The sequence below is a fragment of the Martelella lutilitoris genome (genome assembly GCF_016598595.1).
In the GTDB taxonomy this organism is placed as follows: Bacteria; Pseudomonadota; Alphaproteobacteria; order Rhizobiales; family Rhizobiaceae; genus Martelella; species Martelella lutilitoris_A.
The window spans coordinates 2916163-2934732 of the sequence record NZ_CP066786.1 but is presented as its reverse complement, the minus strand read 5'-3'; the positions used below and the strand labels follow the sequence as shown (position 1 = coordinate 2934732).

Genomic DNA, 18570 nt, shown 5'->3' with positions numbered 1-18570 from the left:
GCCTGCCATTCTGATTGGCGCTGAAATCCGATAGATCATCGAGCGCTTGGTAAGCAGCGCCCGATGATCTCGTTTGTTTCCTTTGCCGCGTCGGGTTATCGAAAAACCGGATTCCACTTTTTCGCCCGACGCTCTAGGCTTCGCAGCGAGAGCATTCGAATCGCGGGAGCCATCATGCGCGCCAATTATCGCCTGCAGCGCCTCTATGTCGACGCCGGCCTTGCCGCCGGAGAGGCCTTCGAGGCCGACAGGAACCAGTTCCATTACCTGGCCCATGTGATCCGCGCCGAAGAGGGCGCCGAGCTTCTGCTGTTCAACGGGCGCGATGGCGAATGGCTGGCGCGGATATCCTATCCGACCCGCAAGAAGATCATGCTTCAGCCCGTGGAACAGACCCGGCCGCAGCCGCCCCTGCCGGACCTGACCTATCTGTTCGCGCCGCTGAAGGTCGGGCGGATGGACTATATGGTGCAAAAGGCCGTCGAGATGGGCGCGGGCCGCATCCAGCCGGTGATGACCCAGCACGTTCAGGGCAAGCCCGGCAAGAGCGACCGGCTCGCGGCCAACATCATCGAGGCCGCCGAACAATGCGGCGTTCTCGCCGTTCCCGAACTTCTGGAACCGGTGAAGCTCGCCGACCTTCTGGAGGGCTTCGAGCCCGACCGGCGGCTGATTTTCTGCGACGAGGCGGACGCGCATCAAAATCCCTTGAGCGCGCTTCGCCGGATCGAGGAGAAAAAGCTTGCGCTGCTGATCGGGCCCGAGGGCGGGTTTTCGGACGAGGAGCGGGCAATGTTGCGGGCCAGCCCGTTCGTCACGCCGATCCCGCTTGGCCCGCGCATCCTCAGGGCCGATACGGCCGCCGTCGCCGCTCTCGCGATCATCCAGGCGACGATCGGCGACTGGAAATAAAGCCAAGCGCGCGCGGAGCCTGTCACGTCCCCGTGCATTTATCCCTTATTCAAGGAAATTGACTTGATCGCCCGGACAAACCGGGCCAATAGCGATGGAAAACCCGGCCCTGGCCGGCAGACGATATCGAGGAACTTCCATGGCCCGTGACATTTCCGACGCCACGCCGATCACCGACACGGCGGAACTTGCCGCCTATCTGGAGGCCGGCTGCAAACCCGAGGCGGATTTCCGCATCGGCACAGAGCATGAGAAGTTTCCTTTCTTCAAGGCGGACAATGCCCCCGTGCCCTACGAGGGGGAGCGTTCGATCGCCGCCGTTCTTCACGGCATGAAGGACAAGCTTGGCTGGGACGCGATCATGGACGGCGAGAATATCATTGGCCTTGCCGACCCGTCCGGCATGGGCGCGATCTCGCTGGAGCCGGGCGGCCAGTTCGAGCTCTCCGGCGCGCCGCTTCGGACGCTGCACGAGACCTGCCGGGAATCGAACCGTCACCTTGCGGTGCTGCGCTCGGTGGCCGAGCCGATGGGCATCGGCTTCCTCGGCGTCGGCGGCAGCCCGAAATGGACGCTCGCGGAAACGCCGCGCATGCCGAAATCGCGCTACGGCATCATGAGCAACTACATGCCGAAGGTCGGCACGCAGGGCCTCGACATGATGTACAGGACCTGCACCATCCAGGTGAATATCGACTTCTCCTCCGAGGCCGACATGCGCCGGAAAATGGCGCTGTCGCAGAAGCTGCAGCCGCTCGCGACCGCGCTTTTCGCCTCTTCGCCCTTCACCGAGGGCAGACCGAACGGGCTTCTGTCCTGGCGCGGCGATATCTGGCGCGATACCGACAACAACCGCGCCGGCCTGCTCGACTGCGCCTTCGAACCCGGCTTCGGTTTCGAGCGCTATGTCGAATGGGCGCTCGACGTGCCGATGTATTTCATCATTCGCGACGGGCGGTATCGCGACTGCACCGACATCACCTTCCGCCAGTTCATGGCCGGCGCGCTCAAGGGCGAGGTCGAGGAATGGCAGCCGACCATGGGCGACTGGACCAATCACCTGTCGACGCTGTTTCCCGATGTGCGGCTGAAGCGTTTCCTGGAAATGCGCGGCGCCGATGGCGGCACCTGGCGGCGCATCTGCGCGCTGCCCTCGTTCTGGGTCGGCCTGCTTTACGACGCCGGCGCGATGGATGCCGCCGAACAGCTGACCGCCGACTGGTCGATCGCCGACATTCACCGCCTGCGAGACGAAGTTCCGCGTCTTGCGCTGAAGGCCGAGATCGGGGGGCGTTCGCTGCTTGACGTCGGCCGCGAGGTGATCGAGATCGCCCGCGCGGGTCTCAAGGCGCGCAACAATCTGAATGCCAGCGGCCAGAGCGAAGCGGTCTTCCTGATGACGCTCGACGAGATCATCGCCAAGAAGGCGACCTTTGCCGAGGACCTTCTGGCGCTTTATCACGGCCGCTGGAACGGATCGGTCGACCCGCTGTTCGCCGAGTTCCAGTATTGAGGCCGGAAACCCGAAAAATTGCCGGAAGATTTTTCGACGTTCCGGGTCTATAGTCTTCGCTTCACGCGGAGGCTTGGTGATGGCTGTCACAGGTATTGGCGGTTTCTTCTTTCGTGCGCGCGAGCCGGAGGCGCTTCGCGCCTGGTATGTGAAACATCTCGGCGTCGGGTCGGCGCCCTACGGGATCTGGGAGACGATGGCCGGTCCTTCGGTGTTCGCGCCCTTTCCGGCTGATACCAACTATTTTCCTGAAGACCGCGGCTTTATGCTCAACCTGCGGGTGGATGACCTCGAGGGCCTCTGCGCCAGCCTGCGGGCGGCCGGCATCGCGGTGATCACCAATCCGGAGTGGGACATGCCGGGCGTCGGCCGCTTTGCCCGCATCCACGATCCCGAAGGCAATCCGCTCGAGCTCTGGCAGCCGGACGAGGGCGGATGAGGCCGGCACAAAAAAGCCCGGAAACCAAAGTTTCCGGGCAAAATGCAGAGTGAAGGCTGAACCACCCTGCGGGGAAAATGACGCTTTTCTTCGGGCCGCGGTTGGGACAACGGCCGTCAAACCAACGCCAAAACTTGAGGAAAGCCAGGATTTCGGAACCCCGGTGCACAAATCCCGCCGCCGGCGCCAAACAAGGCGTCATGCCCTTTCAGCCCGGCGACAGGGTTCGTCAGATCACCATGCGCTGCGAACGGTTGCAGGCGGCCCGCTTCAGGTCCACCATCGGGTCTTCCCGGATCGAGCTTATATAGGCCTGTTCGACATCGGTGCGGGTGAGACCGATGTCTTTCAACAGCGCATCGTCCATGTCAGCCATATAGCGGATGGCCGAACGGTTCTTCGTGAAACGCGCCAGCGCGGCGCGAAGCGCGGCAAGGCCTGCAAACAGGGAGTGGGGCCGGTGCGCCAGTGCCCGGCTGTCAGACGCTCTTTCAATCAACGACATCGTCGCCTCCTTCGGTCGGGCCGCCCGGACGCGGCCCTTTGAACAGATCCTGCAGCCACCCTCTCAGCGCGCCCTTGCGCGCGGTCGCTGCCGGCCTTTGACGAACAAACCGAAAATTTTGCCCTGCCGCCACCCGAAACATGCGCGTGGCGTTTTTGCCGGCAAACGGAATGTCCGTTTCGTTGCTTGACAAGATGGCGATTTCTTATTGATCAGTCCAACGAATGTTTTTAATATCAAACATCAATAGACTTGATGGGTGATTTCATGGTTGCGCCTCTGGATATCGATCAGCTTCAGACCTTCGTCGCCATTGTCGACAACGGCTCGTTTACGCGCGCTGCCGAGCAGGTCTTCAAGACCCAGTCTGCTGTCTCCATGCAGATGCGTCGTCTTGAAGACAGGATCGGCAAGCAGCTTTTCACCAAGGACGGTCGCGGGGTGCGGCTGACGGATGAGGGCGACAAGCTTCTGAATTATGCCCGGCGGATCATCCGCCTCAACAATGAGGCGATCGCCGCCTTCGATGATAATCGCCTCGAAGGCTCGATCCGGATCGGCACGCCCGACGACTATGCCGACCGCTACATGCCGGACATCATCAACCGGTTTGCCAAGTCCCATCCCAATGTCGAGCTCTATATCGTCTGCGAGGATTCCAACGATCTCGTGGAGCGGCTGAAGCAGGGAGAGCTCGACATGGCGCTGGTTACCCACAACCCGCGCACGCGCGATTCCGAAGTGGTGCGCACCGAGCCCCTGTGCTGGGTCGCGTCCGCCAATCACGCCTTGCCGGTCGACCGGCCCGTTCCGCTTGCCGTCGGGCGGCGTGACTGCCGCTGGCGGCAACTCGCCATCGCCGCGCTCGAGGGCGTGGACCGGGACTATCGCGTGCTGTTCACCAGCTGGTCGGCAACCGTCGTGGCCTCTGCCGTGCTCGCCGGCATGGCGATCTCTATCCTGCCGGAATCGGCGCTGCGCAACGGCATGCGGGTGCTTTCCCAGGCCGACGGCTTTCCGCCGCTGCCGCCGGTGCAGATCGGCCTGATGAAGCGTCCGGGCGCTTCCGCTTCGCTGACGACCGCGCTTTCCAACCATATCATCGCCTCGCTCGACAATATCAGCGCTGTCGAGGTCGCGTCGGGCTTCGAGATGGACGGCAAGGTGCTGTCGCGTTCACCGCGGATGAAGCCCGCCCATGTCGCGGCAAGCTGGTAGGGCGCGGTCTGAACGCGGAAAATAAGGCCGGCACGTTTCGCGCCGGCCTGCTGATCATTCCCTCCGGGGATGCGGCTACTCCGCGGCGTTCGGCGTTCCCGGCGTCGAGATCGCGTTGGCCTCGTAGCCGTGGGCTTCCTTCAGCGCGGCGCGCACGCCGGCCTCGTAATCCGGGTGGACCTGCTTGAAGAGCGCCAGCTGCCGCTCGATGATCTCGCCCGGCACCCCGCCCATGGCGGCGGCGATATTGTCGAAGAGCCGCGCCTTCTGGCCATCATCGAAGAGTTCGAACAGCGCCCGGGGCTGGGAAAAGTCGTCATTGCCCTCGCGATGGTTGAAGCGGCCCATGTCGCCTTCTATGGCAAGCGGCGGCTCCATCGCCGACCTGTCCTCGACCGCGCCGCCCATGCTGTTCGGCTCGTAATAGGCATCCGTCGCCCCGGTCTTCTGGCCGAAGAAGTTCATCTGGCCATCCTTGTGGTAGTGATGGACCGGACATTTCGGCGCGTTGACCGGCAGCGCCTCGTAGTGGGTGCCGAGGCGATAGCGGTGGGCATCGGCATAGGAGAAGATGCGCGCCTGCAGCATCTTGTCCGGCGAATGCGAGATGCCGGGCACGATATTGGAGGGCGAGAACGCCGCCTGCTCGATTTCGGCGAAGTAATTGTCGGCGTTGCGGTTCAGCTCCATCACGCCGATGTCGATCGGCGGATAGTCGCCGTGCGGCCAGACCTTGGTGAGGTCGAACGGATTATATGAGGTCTTGTCGGCGTCTGCCTCCGGCATGATCTGCACCTGCACTTTCCAGCGCGGATAATTGCCGGTCTCGACCTTGTCGAAGAGGGCTTCCTGGTAGGTCTCGCGGCTCTTGCCGATCAGTGTTTCGGCCTCATCATTGGTGTAGTGCCTGTGGCCCTGCTCGGTCTTGAAGTGGAACTTGACCCAGAAGCGCTCGCCGGCATCGTTCCACAGCGAATAGGTGTGCGAGCCGTAGCCGTTCATGAAGGTCGGGTCGACCGGAATGCCGCGATCGGACATCAGGATCGTGACCTGGTGCAGGCTTTCCGGCGACAGCGACCAGAAATCCCACATCGCCTTGGGCGATCTGAGATTGGTGCGCGGATGGCGCTTCTGCGTGTGGATGAAGTCCGGGAACTTGTAGGGGTCGCGCACGAAGAACACCGGCGTGTTGTTGCCGACAAGATCCCAGTTGCCGTCCTCGGTGTAGAATTTCAGCGCGAAGCCGCGCACGTCGCGCTCGGCGTCCGCCGCCCCCAGTTCGCCGGCAACGGTGGAGAAGCGGGCGAGCATCGGCGTTTCCGCGCCCGGCTGCAGACACTTCGCCTTGGTGTATTTCGAGATATCGCCGGTGATCTTCAGCGTGCCGAACGCGCCCCAGCCCTTGGCGTGGACCACGCGCTCGGGAATGCGCTCGCGGTTCTGGTGGGCGAGCTTTTCGATCAGCTGGTAATCCTGGATCATCACCCCGCCGCGCGGTCCGGCGGTGATGGAATTCTGGTTGTCGGGCACGGCGGCGCCAGCGGTTGTCGTGAGGGTCGGTTTATCTGCCATGGTTTCCTCCATTATTCGTGATGGCGATGGTCTCACGAAGTTTCTATAATTTCCAATTGTGATTTCCGGAGTTTACGATAGGATTTTCCTATCATGATTACATTCAAGCAATTGCGCTATTTCGAGGCACTGGCGCGCGAGCGCCATTTCGGCCGGGCGGCGGAGGCGGTGCATATCAGCCAGCCGGCGCTTTCCGCCCAGATTATGGAGATGGAGGCAGAGCTTGGCGTCGCCTTGTTCGAGCGCGCGCGCCGGCAGGTCTTGTTGACCCGCGAGGGCGAGCGGGTTCTGGCCCATGCGGGGACCGTGCTTGCCGCCATGGCCGCGCTGGAACACGCCGCCCGGCCGGCCGCGGGGCCGCTGGCGGGGCCGGTGGCGATCGGCCTCATTCCCACCGTCGCTCCGTACCTGATCCCGAAACTCGTGCCCTATCTGAAGCGTCATTACCCCGAGGCGGAGGTCGCCCTGAAGGAGGCCGTCACCGACCAGCTTCTCGATTATCTGGAGGAGGGGACGCTGGATGCCGTGGTGGCGGCGCTGCCGATCGAGCGCGACGGCATTGAGACGATGGACCTTTTCGCCGACCGGTTCTTCATGGCGGTCGCCCGCAATCACCAAACGGTGCTCGCCTCGCCCCTGACCCAGGCCGATCTCGAGGCGGATCGCCTGCTGCTTCTGGAGGAAGGCCATTGCCTGCGCGACCAGGCCTTGGCACTTTGCGAACACAAGCCGAAGCGCAATGTCGTCAATGTCGGCGCGACGTCGATGACCACGCTGTTGCAGATGGTCGCGAACGACATGGGCATGACGCTGATACCCGAAATGGCCGTGGCGGCGGAGACCGCGCGAACGTCGCTGACCATCCTGCCCTTTGCGGAACCTCAGCCGGCGCGGCGGATCGGGCTTTGCTGGCGCCGATCTGACAGACGGCGCGAGACCATGGAAGCGCTGGCGGCGGCGGTGCTGAAATGCCGGGCGGTTTGAGCCGCATTGGTCCTTTACGAAAGCCCTCACACGCGGGATAGTACCGGTAGCGACGCATTCGATGAACCGACTGACGGGCAAGAGGGGCTTTGGTCATGAGCGGAATAGCACGCATACTGGCGACGGCATTGACGGTTCTGACGCTTGGCAGCGCAGCGGCCATGGCGGATGATGACAAGATCATGGTCTTCGGCGGCGATACCTATGCCAGCGGCACGACGACCGTGCTCAACCAGGACAGCCCGCGCAATGCCTTTGTGGCCGGCGCGACGGCGCGGCTTGACGGTTCCGTCGGGCGTGATGCGCTTCTGGCGGGCGCCAGGGTTCGTTCCAACGCGAGTGTGAACGGCGACCTTTATGCAGCGGGCTTTTCCGTCAAGATCGACGGCACGGTCGCCGGCGATCTTTCGGCCGCCGGCGCGGATATCGAGATCGGACCCCGCGCGGCCGTCAGCGGCAATGCCCGGTTGGCGGCCGGCTCGGTCGAAATCAACGCGCCGATCGCTGGCAGTCTGCTCGTCGGCAGCGGCGACCTGACGCTGAACGCGGCGGTTTCCGGCGATGTCAGGATCATGGGCGACGAGATCGCCTTCGGCCCGGACGCCGCGATCGGCGGCGCGCTGACCTATTACGCGCCCGACGAAGTGGCCATTCCTGATACGGTGATTGCCGCCGACAAGGTGACCTTCCGCAAGCTGACGCCCAAACCGGCCTCGGAAGAAGCGCCCGAGCCGGAGGTCGTCTCCGACACGACCGTGGTCGCAAGCTTCATATCCATGCTTGTCTTCATGCTGGCGCTGGCGACTGTGTTCCTGCTGCTGGCCCCGCAGCGCACGGAAGCGGCGCGGGCGCGGCTGATCACCCGGCCCTTCGCCTCGCTCGGCTATGGTTTCGTTGCGCTGTCGACGCTCTTCGGAGCGGTGCCGCTGGCGCTGATGACGCTCATTGCCATTCCGCTGATCCCGTTCGTGATTCTGGCGACGGCGGCCCTCTGGACGCTCGCCTATCTGCTCGCGGTCTACGCTCTGTCCTGGTGGCTGGTTACCAGCATCAGGCCGCTCAAGACCAGCCTCGTCAACCGCCTGCTGGCGATCGCCGGCGGGCTGGTGCTGATGTCGCTGCTGCACTACCTGCCGTTCTTCGGCTGGATTGCGAACATCATCGTCGTGCTGCTCGGCTTCGGCGCGATGGCGGCGCTTTGCGGCCACGGCATGATGGCGCGGCGCGCGCGCCGGAAGGCCGATGTGGTCGAAACCCCGCCGCCGCACCCGCCCGCAGCCGCGACAGCAGATCCGACCGATCCGCCGGACGAGCCGCCGCGGGCATAAGGAAAGTTGGTTTCAGAACCGGAAGCTGACGCCGAGATTGACCGCATTGGTGAGGATACCGGTCTTCATCCGGTCGCCGCTGTCGATCTCGACGTCGACCCAGGAATAGTTGGCCTTGTATTCGACGAAGGCGTCCCAGTTTTTTGCGAAACTGTAGGATACGCCCGCCTGGGCCTGCACGGTCGGGCCGCCGAACTGGTAGCCATAGGTGCGGCCGGATGGCCGGGTGACCTCGACATGGGGCACGTTGATGCCGGCCCCGAGGCCGACATAGGGCGTCCACTTGCTGTCCTTTGTCGGAAAGCGGTAGAGCGCATTCAGCGTCAGCAGGTTGAGCCCGTCGGTAAATTCGAAATGGCTCCAGCCCGATTTGGCAAACGTGGCGTCATCGGCATAGACCTTGGCATGGCTGAAATCGAGCGCAATGCCGAGGTTCGGTTGCTTGTAACGGTCGAGCCAGTAGGTTGCGCGCGCGCCCCAATAGGCCGGCCAGTTGAACGAACGGCCCTCCCAGCCTGCGGTGAAAGCATCAGCGCCATTGATCTCGATCGGTGAATGCGGCGCGGTCTGATAGCCGCCATAGACGGAGAACGCTGTTTCGGCAGACGCGCGATCGGCGGAAGCGGCAAATGACGCGGCAAGCAGGAGCATTCCCGCTGGGGCGGTGAGGCGAAGCATGGAGGGTCCCAGAAGCGACGTGTTGTTAACCATAACAAAATATAAATTGGTTAAGGCTTCGTGAACGGTCACGCCCGCGACGGCTGCGTTTCATGTTGGGCCGAGGGCGCGGCCCTTGCCGTCCCGCCGAAATCATGTTTCCTTTTTGTTCCACAAGAATCAGGAGGCACATGTGAGCGAAACGGCGGGGTTGATAACGGGTGACGACGGCAGGGACCGCTGTTTCTGGCATGGCAACCTGCCGGACTATCTCAGATATCATGATGAGGAATGGGGCCGACCGGTCACCGATGATGTCCGGCTGTTCGAGAAGATCTGCCTGGAGGGCTTCCAGTCGGGGCTGTCCTGGCTCACTATCCTGAGGAAGCGCGAGAATTTCCGCGCCGGTTTCGACGGCTTCGATTTTCACAAGGTTGCGCGGTACGGCGAGAAGGACGTCCAACGTCTGCTTGCCGATGCAGGCATCATCCGCCATCGCGGCAAGATCGAGGCGACGATCAACAACGCCGCCCGCGCCATCGATATGGAGGCCGAGTTCGGTTCGCTGGCCGCGTATTTCTGGGCGCATGAACCGGGACCGGAGGACCGGCCGAGGGTGGTCGATCTCGAAACGCTCAGGGCGAATCCGACCACCCCCGTCTCCGTGAAGATTTCGAAGGATCTGAGAAAGCGCGGCTGGAAATTCGTTGGCCCGACAACGGTCTATGCCTTCATGCAGGCCATGGGGCTCGTCAACGACCATATCGAAGGCTGCTGCTGCCGCGATGAGGTGGAACGGCTGAGGGCCGCGCTGAAGCGGCCCGTGGCGTCCTGATCAGCCGATCTGCAGCACGAAGATCAGGCCGAGCGCGATTGCCGTCAGTACGCCTATCGAAAGCACGGCGGTTGCGATCACCCGTCCGCCGGCGCGGCCGAGCGCGCGGATGTCGACGGAGAGGCCCAACGCCGCCATGGCCAGCACGGTGAGTGCGTTGGAGGCGTGGGCAAGCGGCGGAACGACCCCTTCCGGAATGGCGCCGGCAGACCGCAGCGCCATCATCAGCGCGAAGCCGATGATGAACCACGGGGCGATATGCTTCAGCTTGACCTTCGCGCCCGCGCCTGAGGCGGCGGCGCGCGCGGTCATGCCGAGCGCGAGGAGCACGGGGCCGAGCATCATCACCCGGATGAGCTTGACCAGCGTGCCGGTCTGCACCGCGATCACCCCGCCCGGCTGGGCGGCGGCGAGCACCTGCGGCACGGCATAGACGGTGAGGCCGGAGAGCACGCCATATTGCGGCGCGGTCAAGCCCAGGCCGACCAGCGCAAGCGGCAGCGCCAGCACCATGATGACGCCGAGCACGGCGGTAAACGCGATGGCCGAGGCGATATCCTCCGGCTCCGCGTCGATGACCGGGGCGGCCGCCGCGATCGCCGAATTGCCGCAGATGGAATTGCCGCAGGCAACCAGCGTCGCAAGCTTGTGCTTCAGCCCGAGACCGCGGCCGATGCCATAGGAAATGGCGATCGCGGCGATCACGGTGAAGACAATGCCGAGCACCAGAGCCGGGCCCGCCGCCTTCAGCGCCTGAACGCTGATCGAGGCGCCGAGCAGCACGATCGCCACTTCCAGCACGAATTTCTCGCAGAACCGGATCCCGGGGTTGAACGCCGCCGGCAGGTGGACGAGCGAACGGATGGCCGTGCCGATGAGGATGGCGAGCACAAGGTTTTCGACGAAACGATGCTCGGTTATGTGAACTTCGACGGCTTCCAGCCCGAAGGCCGCCAGGGCGACGAGGCAGGAGAGCAGAATGCCGGGCGCGAGCGAGATGAAGCGTCCGGTCCAGGGGTGGATATTTTCGGTTTCGACGGCAATGCGCATGGGGGGAATCCTGTGATGCGCAAAGCATGTCATGCTCAAATATAGGCTTCCATCGAATAATAATTGACGTTTTGTTCGGCAAAAGAGAATGTTCATCCCATGATGACCCTTGAGCAACTGGTTGTGTTCGTGGCGGTGGCCGAGCGCGAGCACCTGACGCGGGCGGCCGAAGCGCTGCATCTGACGCCGTCTGCCGTTTCCAGCGCCATCCGCAAGCTGGAAGACTTCTATTCCGTCACCCTCTTCGACCGGGTCGGGCGCGGCATCGTGCTGACGGCGGAGGGGAGGGTATTTCTGGATGAGGCGCGGGCGACCCTTGCGCGGGTGCGCTCGGCCGAACGCGTGCTGGGCGAGCTTGGCGGGCTGGAGCGCGGGGCGCTGTCGGTCTTCGCCAGCCAGACGATTGCCAGCTACTGGCTGCCGCAGGTGCTGATGCGCTTTCACGCGCGTTATCCGGGCATCGAACTCAGGCTGTCGATCGGCAACACCATGGCGGTGGCCGAGGCCGTTGCCGGCGGCGAGGCGGAGCTTGGCTATATCGAGGGCACGCTCGACAATCCGCTGCTGGCCAAGCGCCACCTGACCGACGACGCGCTGATGGTGGTGGTCGCGCCCGGCCATCCGCTGGCCGATGGCCGGCCGGTGACGCCGGGCGAACTCGCCCGGCAGGCGGCCTTCGTGCTGCGCGAGGAGGGCTCCGGAACGCGCTTTGAGTTCGAGCACGCCATGGCCGGTTTCGGCATTGCGCCCGCAGACCTCAACGTGGTGATGGTGCTGCCCTCAAACGAGGCCGTGCTGTCCGCCGTGCGCTCCGGCCATGCGGCGACGGCGATCTCCGGCGCGGTCGCGGCGCCCTGGCTGGCCTCGGGCGAACTGAAGCGCGTGAATTTCGACCTGCCGTCGCGCGCCTTCCAGCTTTTGAGCCACAGGGAGCGGCATCTGAGCAAGGCGGCGAGCGAACTGGTGGCCTTCAGCCTCGCATCTCAGCCGGCCGAACCGGGCGCGGGTCCGCTCAGAGCCGGCGGCGCCTGCTCGACGGCCACATAGAGCTCATGCGGCGTGTCGGGCAGGCCGCGCCGGTAGCCGAAATCGAGCTTGAGGTCGCCGAGCCTTACCCCGGTCGCCGCGGCATGGGCGTGCAGACGGGCAAAGCCATCGGCGATTTCCGCAAGCGGCCCCGCATGAAGGAGGCGGAGATAGCGCCCGGCGGCAACCACATGGCGTTCGAGACCGGGCGGTATCTCCGTCTTGCGCGATGCCAGGAAGCCGAGAAACTCGATATAGGCGCTGTCCGGCTGCTTGCGCGAGACTTCGAGAAAGTGCTCGGCATCCCCTGTTGCGGCGAACAGCCGCTGCCAGGCTGCGGGAACCTTTTGCGGCAATTCATGCCACGCGCCGCGCACGCTGAGGCCGATGCAGACGAGCTCGGGCATCGATACGGTTTCAATCTCCATCGGTCCTCCGTTTGGCCACCGCCGGTCCGTGGCGCGTGTCGTGCATGGCCTTGGCGCTTGCCGGACCCACGGCGATCCGTTAATCAGGGCCCGGAAAATGAAGCTGTGTTCCGGATAGGTCAACCATGAGCGACAAGAAGAAGAAACCGCAGAAGCTGAAAGCCCGCCTGCCGCGCGGCTTTGTCGACCGTTCGGCCGCCGATATCCGCGCGACCGAGGAAATGACGGCGAAGATCAAGGCGGTCTACGAGAATTACGGCTTTGATCCGGTGGAAACGCCGCTGTTCGAATATACCGATGCGCTGGGCAAGTTCCTGCCCGATCAGGACCGCCCGAACGAGGGTGTGTTCTCGCTGACCGACGATGACGACCAGTGGATGTCGCTCCGCTACGACCTGACGGCCCCGCTCGCCCGCCATGTCGCGGAAAATTTCAACGACATCCAGCTTCCCTACCGCACCTATCGCGCCGGCTATGTGTTCCGCAACGAAAAGCCGGGCCCGGGCCGCTTCCGCCAGTTCATGCAGTTCGACGCCGACGTCGTCGGCGCGCCCGGCGTCCAGACGGACGCCGAAATGTGCATGATGATGGCCGACACCATGGAAGCCCTCGGCATTCCGCGCGGGGATTATGTGATCCGCTTCAGCGATCGCCGAATTTGGGATGGCTTGCTGGATACTATCGGCTTGGCTTCTGAAAAAAATGCTGCGCGGAGGTTGGTTGTTTTGCGAGCTATCGACAAGCTCGATCGATTGGGGCTGGAGGGTGTTGAGGAACTTCTGGGAGCGGGAAGAAAAGATGATAGCGGCGACTTCACCCAAGGTGCGGGTCTCAAAGATGAGCAATTGACAGCTATCATGAGCCTGCTTCATGGCAGTGAAATGGATAGGATGGCCTACGTTCAGAAAGTCCAGTTCTATGGCGAAGGGGGGGAGCCTCCGTTCAACTTCAAGCTTAAGAATAAAGCCGACTCCGCATTTATGAACAATCTGCTTGCGATCAAGACAAAATTTGAGATCAACGAGACGTTCGCTGAAGGTCTTAAGAGCATTGAAACGGTAGAGGCGTTAGTTCGTGCAGCTGGCTATGGTGCCGAAAGAATAAGGATCGATGGGACCGTCGTCCGTGGCCTCGAATACTACACAGGCCCCGTCTACGAAGCCGAGCTCCTCTTCGACGTCACCAATGAAAAGGGCGAAAAGGTCGTGTTCGGTTCGGTCGGCGGCGGCGGGCGGTATGATGGGCTGGTGTCGCGCTTCATGGGCCAGCCGGTGCCGGCAACGGGCTTTTCCATCGGCGTGTCGCGGCTGATGACCGCACTCAAAAACCTCGGCAAGCTCGGCGCGTCCGAGGTGATCGAGCCGGTTCTCGTCACCGTTATGGATGGCGATGCCGAGGCCATGGGCCGCTACCAGAAGATGACGCAGGAACTGCGCCGCGAAGGCATCCGCGCCGAAATGTATCAGGGCAACTGGAAGAAATTCGGCAACCAGCTCAAATATGCCGACCGCCGCGGCTGCCCGATCGCCATCATCCAGGGCGGCGACGAGCGCGCCGAGGGCACCGTCCAGATCAAGGACCTGATCGAGGGCAAGCGCTTGTCCGGCGAGATCGAGGACAATGCCGAATGGCGAGAGGCGCGCGTGGCGCAGGAGACCGTGCCGGAGGGTGATCTGGTGGCAAGGGTGCGTCAGATGCTGGACGCACAGGCGGAGGATCGCAAGCGGGCGGGATGATCGCTGTGGGGGAGGCGTTGGCTCTCACAACCTCCCCTCGTGAGGGCGGGGCTATTGCAGATGGCCTTGGATCTTGCTCCATATACTCTCTCCCGCTTGCGGGAGAGATGCCCCGACAGGGGCAGTGAGGGTGAAGCAGCATTTCCGTTCGTGAGGGTGTCCGCGTGGATAGGTTCCCCCCTCACTGTCGCTGTCGCGACATCTCTCCCCTCCGGGGCGAGAAGACTTGGGGGCTGTGCGGAAAAGCCTTCTGCGACAAGCCGTCCCTTCAAGGGGGATCGGTGGCCTCGACGTCCGTCGCTATTTTCTGGCAATCGTGCTACATATAGCTGCGAGGATGACAATCCTTTCGATGAGGTGAGCCATGAGCTTTGAACAGGTCTACATAACAATCCCGCTGATCCCGCTGATCCTGCTGGTTCCGGCATTGGCTGTTCTTGGCGTCCAGCTATGGCGCGCCCGGCACGATCACTGAAGACTGCTTAACCTGTGATCCTTCCCGGTTTTGGTCGATCTTCCTCATGCACCTCAAATCCATCCACCACATCCAACTCGCCATGCCCGAGGGCCGGGAAGACGAGGCGCGGGCGTTCTATGCCGGCGTCCTTGGCGTCCCGGAGGTTGAAAAGCCCGACAATCTGAGAGCGCGCGGCGGGTGCTGGTTCGAGCGCGGAGAATTGCGCATTCACCTCGGCGTCGAGCAGGATTTCCGGCCCGCGAAAAAGGCGCATCCGGCGTTTCTGGTCGATGATGTCGCGGCGGTTGCGGCGGCGGTGGAAAAGGCCGGTCATGTGGTGACGCCGGACGCGCCGCTTGAGGGTTTCCTTCGGACCTATGTTTACGATCCCTTCGGCAACCGGATCGAACTGATGCAGGTTTTGGACTGATCCCGGCCGCAATCGTTGACTTTTGCCGCAAAGGATGGTCATCGGATGCGGCAAACAGTAGAGACGACCCATGCCCTCCACCAGCCTGCCGGATTGCGCCGGCGCCATTCTTGCCGCCTTTGCCGCGCGCGAAACGGATCTGACCGACACGCCGGTGATCCAGCCCGCCGCGCCGTTTCTGGACATGACCGGCGAGGCGCTGCGCCGCCGCATCTTCATGACCGAGAGCGAGACCGGCGAGAGCCTCTGCCTGCGCCCGGAATTCACCATTCCCGTCTGCCGCCGTCACATCGCCGAAAATGCGGGTACGCCGATGCGCTATGCCTATTGCGGCATGGTGTTCCGCCAGGCGCGCGAGGACGGGGCGGACGAGTTCTTCCAGGCCGGCATCGAGGATCTGGGCACGGCCGATGTCGCCGCCGCCGATGCGCGGGCCATTGCCGATGCCTGGGGCGCGCTCGGCGCCTGCCTGCCGGGCCAGCGCCTTGCCGTCACGCTCGGCGACCAGGCGATCTTCGAGGCGGTGGTTCGGGCGCTCGGTCTTCCCGTCGGCTGGCAGAAGCGGCTGATCCAGGCCTTCGGCAACCATGCCCGGCTCGAGGCCCTTCTGGAAACGCTGGCACGCCCGCAGCCGGTCTCCGGCCTCGACCGCCGCGTTGCCGCCTACCTGGCCGATGGCGACGAGGCGGGGCTGGTGGCCCATATCGACGAAACCATGCAGGTTACCGGCTATTCCACCAATGCCAGCCGCAGCCCCGAGGAGATCGCGCGACGACTGAAGGAGAAGCTCGCGCTTTCCGTCACCAGTCTCGATGCCGATGCGCTGGAGGCGCTGACGAGTTTTCTCTCGCTCGAAATCGGCCTTGACGCCGCATCGTCGGCGCTTGCGGCCTTTTCGAAGAAATTCGATCTCGACATCGGCGCGGCGATCGGCGCGTTCGAGGCGCGCATCGCGGCGCTTGAGGCGGCCGGCGTCGATGTGGCCGCGATCACCTATCGCGCCGCCTTCGGCCGTCCGCTGGACTACTATACCGGGCTTGTTTTCGAGATCGCCGAGGCCGGCGCGCGCGGCGCGCTTCTGGCGGGCGGCGGACGTTATGACCGTCTGCTGACGCTGCTCGGCGCCAGCGACCATATTCCCGCCGTCGGCTTTTCGCTGTGGCTCGACCGGATCGAACGCGCCCGAGAAAAAGCCGGAGGAAAACGATGACCGTCACCATTGCGCTGCCCTCCAAGGGCCGGATCAAGGAAGGCGCGGAACAGGCGCTCGAAAGAGCGGGCTTTCCGGTCGAGACAAACGGCAATGACCGCTCCTATCGCGGCCAGGTGCGCGGCCGCCCGGATATCGAGATCGCCTTTCTCTCGGCTTCCGAGATTTCGCGCGAGGTCGGCAATGGCGCGGTGGATTTCGGGGTTACCGGTGAGGATGTGGTGCGCGAGAACGTGGCGGACGCCGATGCCCGGGTCGAGTTCGTCTCCCGCCTCGGCTTCGGGCAGGCCGATGTGGTCGTCGCCGTGCCGGAGATCTGGCTCGATGTCGACACGATGGCGGACCTGAACGATGTCGCCTCGGAATTCCGCAGCCGGCACGGCCGCCGCCTGGCGATCGCGACAAAATTCTGGCGGCTGACGCAGCAGTTCTTCACCGCCAAGCACGGCATCCAGCTCTATCGGATCGTCGAAAGCCTCGGGGCGACGGAAGGCGCGCCCATGGCCGGCCAGGCCGATATCATCGTCGATATCACCTCCACCGGCTCGACGCTCAGAGCCAACCACCTGAAAATTCTGACCGACGGCGTGATCCTCAAATCGGAGGCCTGTTTCGTGCGCGCGAAGAAGCCATCACATGAGGGCGATCCGGTGATCGGCGAAATTCTCGCGACGATGCGCCGATAAGAGGCGATGCAACTCCTTGCTGCAAGGGGTGCGACTGAACCATCGATATATGGTGACGATTCAGTGGAATCGTCATTTTTTGGTCTGGACGACACTTTTTTGCCATTTTAATGACAAGCATGGGCTTGCGAATTTCTGCCGCACTTCACATCTGCCATCTATCCGCAAAACATTTTCAGGAGCGTCCATGTCGCGCTTGTCCGATTTCCCGATTACCCAGAAATGGCCGCCGAAAGACCCGGACGTCATTCAACTCTATTCGCTTCCGACCCCCAATGGCGTGAAGGTTTCGATCGCGCTTGAGGAGCTTGAACTGCCCTATGAGGCGCATCGCGTGTCCTTCGGCACGGACGACCAGATGTCGCCGGAGTTTCTGTCGCTGAACCCCAACAACAAGATCCCCGCAATCATCGACCCGCATGGTCCCGACGATACGCCGGTCGGCCTGTTCGAATCCGGCGCGATCCTGCTTTACCTTGCCGAGAAGACCGGCAGGCTGATCCCAAACGACCCGATCGGCCGCTATGAGACGATCCAGTGGGTGATGTTCCAGATGGGCGGCGTCGGGCCGATGTTCGGCCAGTTCGGCCACTTCTACAAATATGCCGCCGACAAGGTCGCCAACAACCCCTATCCGGTCGAGCGCTACAAGAAGGAAGTCCGCCGGTTGCTCGGCGTTCTGGAAGGGCGGCTGCGTGACCGCAAGTTCATCATGGGCGAGGATTATTCGGCCTATTCGATCGCCGATATCGCGATCTTTCCCTGGGTGCGCGGCCTGTCGGTCGGCTACGATGCGGCGGATGTACTGGGCCTTGCCGATTTCCCCTCGGTCCAGGCCTGGGTCGAGCGCTGCTCGGATCGTCCCGCCAGCGTCAAGGGCTTCACGGTTCCGCCCGAGGCGTGAGGAAGGCGAGGAAGACGTCAACAGGCAAGAGCGCGGTCAATCGGCCGCGCTTTTTCATTGGCTGCCCATTCTTTGTGAGGAACCGTTTAGCGCGGCACCGCGTTTCTTCGTCACAAGAGCAAACACGCTTTCAACACGAGGAGATCTGAACATGACCAAGACACTGGACGACCTGTTTCTCGACACGCTGAAAGACATCTATTTCGCCGAGCGCCAGATCGTGAAGGCGCTGCCGAAAATGGCGCGCGCCGCGCAGTCCGACGATCTCAAGGAAGCCTTCAAAAATCACCGGGAAGAGACCGAAGGCCAGATCGAGCGCCTGCAGCAGGTTTTCGAACTGCTCGGCAAACCGGCCCGCGGCAAGACCTGCGAGGCGATCCAGGGCATTATCGAGGAGGGTGAGGAGATCATCGAGGACTTCAAGGATACGCCCGCTCTCGATGCCGGTCTCATTTCCGCCGCCCAGGCCGTGGAACATTACGAGATGGCCCGCTACGGCACGCTGATCGCCTGGGCGAAGCAGCTCGACAAGAAGGAGGTTGTCAAGCTTCTGGAAGAAACGTTCGAGCAGGAATCGACCGCCGATCTCGAGCTCTCCAAGCTTGCGGAGAAATCGCTGAACGCGCACGCGAAAGCGGCGTGATCGCGTATCGGTGAACCATGACTCCGGAGAGGGCGGC

General features: G+C 63.1%; 20 protein-coding genes. 14 read left to right on the top strand and 6 right to left on the bottom strand.

Annotated features, from left to right (window positions below):
- Nucleotides 1–174 precede the first annotated feature (174 nt).
- The 3 genes from JET14_RS14160 (at nt 175) to JET14_RS14150 (ending at nt 2864) form a co-directional block, all read left to right on the top strand.
- Entirely contained in the window at nt 175–912 is a 738-nt protein-coding gene (locus JET14_RS14160) for a 16S rRNA (uracil(1498)-N(3))-methyltransferase (RefSeq protein ID WP_200334357.1), read from the top strand.
- Nucleotides 913–1051: 139 nt separating this feature from the next.
- Entirely contained in the window at nt 1052–2425 is a 1374-nt protein-coding gene (locus JET14_RS14155) for a glutamate--cysteine ligase (protein ID WP_200334355.1), read from the top strand.
- A gap of 79 nt (nt 2426–2504) precedes the next feature.
- Nucleotides 2505–2864 (top strand): VOC family protein, encoded by a 360-nt coding sequence (locus JET14_RS14150; protein ID WP_432443038.1) that lies wholly within the window; start codon nt 2505–2507, stop codon nt 2862–2864.
- A gap of 229 nt (nt 2865–3093) precedes the next feature.
- Here JET14_RS14150 and JET14_RS14145 read toward each other — a convergent pair whose 3' ends face one another.
- Together JET14_RS14145 and JET14_RS14140 are read right to left on the bottom strand one after the other, a co-directional pair.
- Nucleotides 3094–3369: a DUF1127 domain-containing protein gene (locus JET14_RS14145; RefSeq protein ID WP_200334352.1), complete on the bottom strand. Its 276-nt coding sequence runs from the start codon at nt 3367–3369 to the stop codon at nt 3094–3096.
- Nucleotides 3356–3562 carry a hypothetical protein gene (locus JET14_RS14140; protein WP_200334351.1) on the bottom strand — a complete coding sequence of 69 codons (207 nt, stop codon included), beginning with the start codon at nt 3560–3562 and terminating at the stop codon, nt 3356–3358. Before JET14_RS14140 ends, JET14_RS14145 begins: the two co-directional genes overlap by 14 nt.
- A gap of 74 nt (nt 3563–3636) precedes the next feature.
- Between JET14_RS14140 and JET14_RS14135 the strand changes: the two genes are divergently transcribed.
- Nucleotides 3637–4587 carry a LysR substrate-binding domain-containing protein gene (locus JET14_RS14135; protein WP_200334350.1) on the top strand — a complete coding sequence of 317 codons (951 nt, stop codon included), beginning with the start codon at nt 3637–3639 and terminating at the stop codon, nt 4585–4587.
- Between the two features lie 75 nt (nt 4588–4662).
- Here the strand turns inward: JET14_RS14135 and JET14_RS14130 are convergent, their stop codons facing one another.
- A complete protein-coding gene (locus JET14_RS14130) occupies nt 4663–6159 on the bottom strand; it encodes a catalase (protein WP_200334349.1) in 1497 nt (498 codons plus the stop codon).
- 93 nt (nt 6160–6252) lie between these two features.
- Here JET14_RS14130 and JET14_RS14125 point away from each other — a divergent pair, with 93 nt between their 5' ends.
- Nucleotides 6253–7143 (top strand): hydrogen peroxide-inducible genes activator, encoded by an 891-nt coding sequence (locus tag JET14_RS14125; protein WP_200334348.1) that lies wholly within the window; start codon nt 6253–6255, stop codon nt 7141–7143.
- 95 nt (nt 7144–7238) lie between these two features.
- Entirely contained in the window at nt 7239–8471 is a 1233-nt protein-coding gene (locus JET14_RS14120; RefSeq protein ID WP_200334347.1) for a bactofilin family protein, read from the top strand.
- A 12-nt stretch (nt 8472–8483) separates the two neighbouring features.
- Here JET14_RS14120 and JET14_RS14115 read toward each other — a convergent pair whose 3' ends face one another.
- Entirely contained in the window at nt 8484–9149 is a 666-nt protein-coding gene (locus JET14_RS14115; RefSeq protein WP_200334346.1) for an outer membrane protein, read from the bottom strand.
- Nucleotides 9150–9321: 172 nt separating this feature from the next.
- On the opposite strand from JET14_RS14115, the gene JET14_RS14110 reads away from it, so the two are divergent.
- Nucleotides 9322–9963, top strand: a complete 642-nt coding sequence (locus tag JET14_RS14110; RefSeq protein ID WP_200334344.1) for a DNA-3-methyladenine glycosylase I — start codon at nt 9322–9324, stop codon at nt 9961–9963.
- Here the strand turns inward: JET14_RS14110 and JET14_RS14105 are convergent, their stop codons facing one another.
- On the bottom strand, nt 9964–11013 hold the full coding sequence (locus tag JET14_RS14105) for a YeiH family protein (protein ID WP_200334342.1): 1050 nt from the start codon (nt 11011–11013) through the stop codon (nt 9964–9966).
- Between the two features lie 102 nt (nt 11014–11115).
- Between JET14_RS14105 and JET14_RS14100 the strand changes: the two genes are divergently transcribed.
- Nucleotides 11116–12060 carry a LysR substrate-binding domain-containing protein gene (locus tag JET14_RS14100; protein WP_200338105.1) on the top strand — a complete coding sequence of 315 codons (945 nt, stop codon included), beginning with the start codon at nt 11116–11118 and terminating at the stop codon, nt 12058–12060.
- On the opposite strand, the gene JET14_RS14095 is transcribed toward JET14_RS14100, so the two are convergent.
- Nucleotides 11997–12467 (bottom strand): GyrI-like domain-containing protein, encoded by a 471-nt coding sequence (locus JET14_RS14095; RefSeq protein ID WP_200334340.1) that lies wholly within the window; start codon nt 12465–12467, stop codon nt 11997–11999. The two genes, JET14_RS14100 and JET14_RS14095, sit on opposite strands and share 64 nt — an antisense overlap.
- A gap of 125 nt (nt 12468–12592) precedes the next feature.
- On the opposite strand from JET14_RS14095, the gene hisS reads away from it, so the two are divergent.
- The 6 genes from hisS (at nt 12593) to JET14_RS14065 (ending at nt 18533) form a co-directional block, all read left to right on the top strand.
- Nucleotides 12593–14203: a histidine--tRNA ligase gene (hisS, locus tag JET14_RS14090; RefSeq protein WP_200334338.1), complete on the top strand. Its 1611-nt coding sequence runs from the start codon at nt 12593–12595 to the stop codon at nt 14201–14203.
- 521 nt (nt 14204–14724) lie between these two features.
- Nucleotides 14725–15090 (top strand): VOC family protein, encoded by a 366-nt coding sequence (locus JET14_RS14085; protein WP_200334335.1) that lies wholly within the window; start codon nt 14725–14727, stop codon nt 15088–15090.
- Nucleotides 15091–15160: 70 nt separating this feature from the next.
- Complete coding sequence (locus tag JET14_RS14080) at nt 15161–16300, top strand: ATP phosphoribosyltransferase regulatory subunit (RefSeq protein ID WP_200334333.1); 1140 nt, start codon at nt 15161–15163, stop codon at nt 16298–16300.
- A complete protein-coding gene (gene hisG / locus JET14_RS14075; RefSeq protein ID WP_200334331.1) occupies nt 16297–16986 on the top strand; it encodes an ATP phosphoribosyltransferase in 690 nt (229 codons plus the stop codon). Before JET14_RS14080 ends, hisG begins: the two co-directional genes overlap by 4 nt.
- A 187-nt stretch (nt 16987–17173) precedes the next feature.
- Nucleotides 17174–17890, top strand: coding sequence for a glutathione S-transferase N-terminal domain-containing protein (locus JET14_RS14070; RefSeq protein WP_200334329.1), 717 nt, complete (start codon nt 17174–17176; stop codon nt 17888–17890).
- Between the two features lie 145 nt (nt 17891–18035).
- Nucleotides 18036–18533 carry a ferritin-like domain-containing protein gene (locus JET14_RS14065; RefSeq protein ID WP_200338104.1) on the top strand — a complete coding sequence of 166 codons (498 nt, stop codon included), beginning with the start codon at nt 18036–18038 and terminating at the stop codon, nt 18531–18533.
- Nucleotides 18534–18570: the final 37 nt, after the last annotated feature.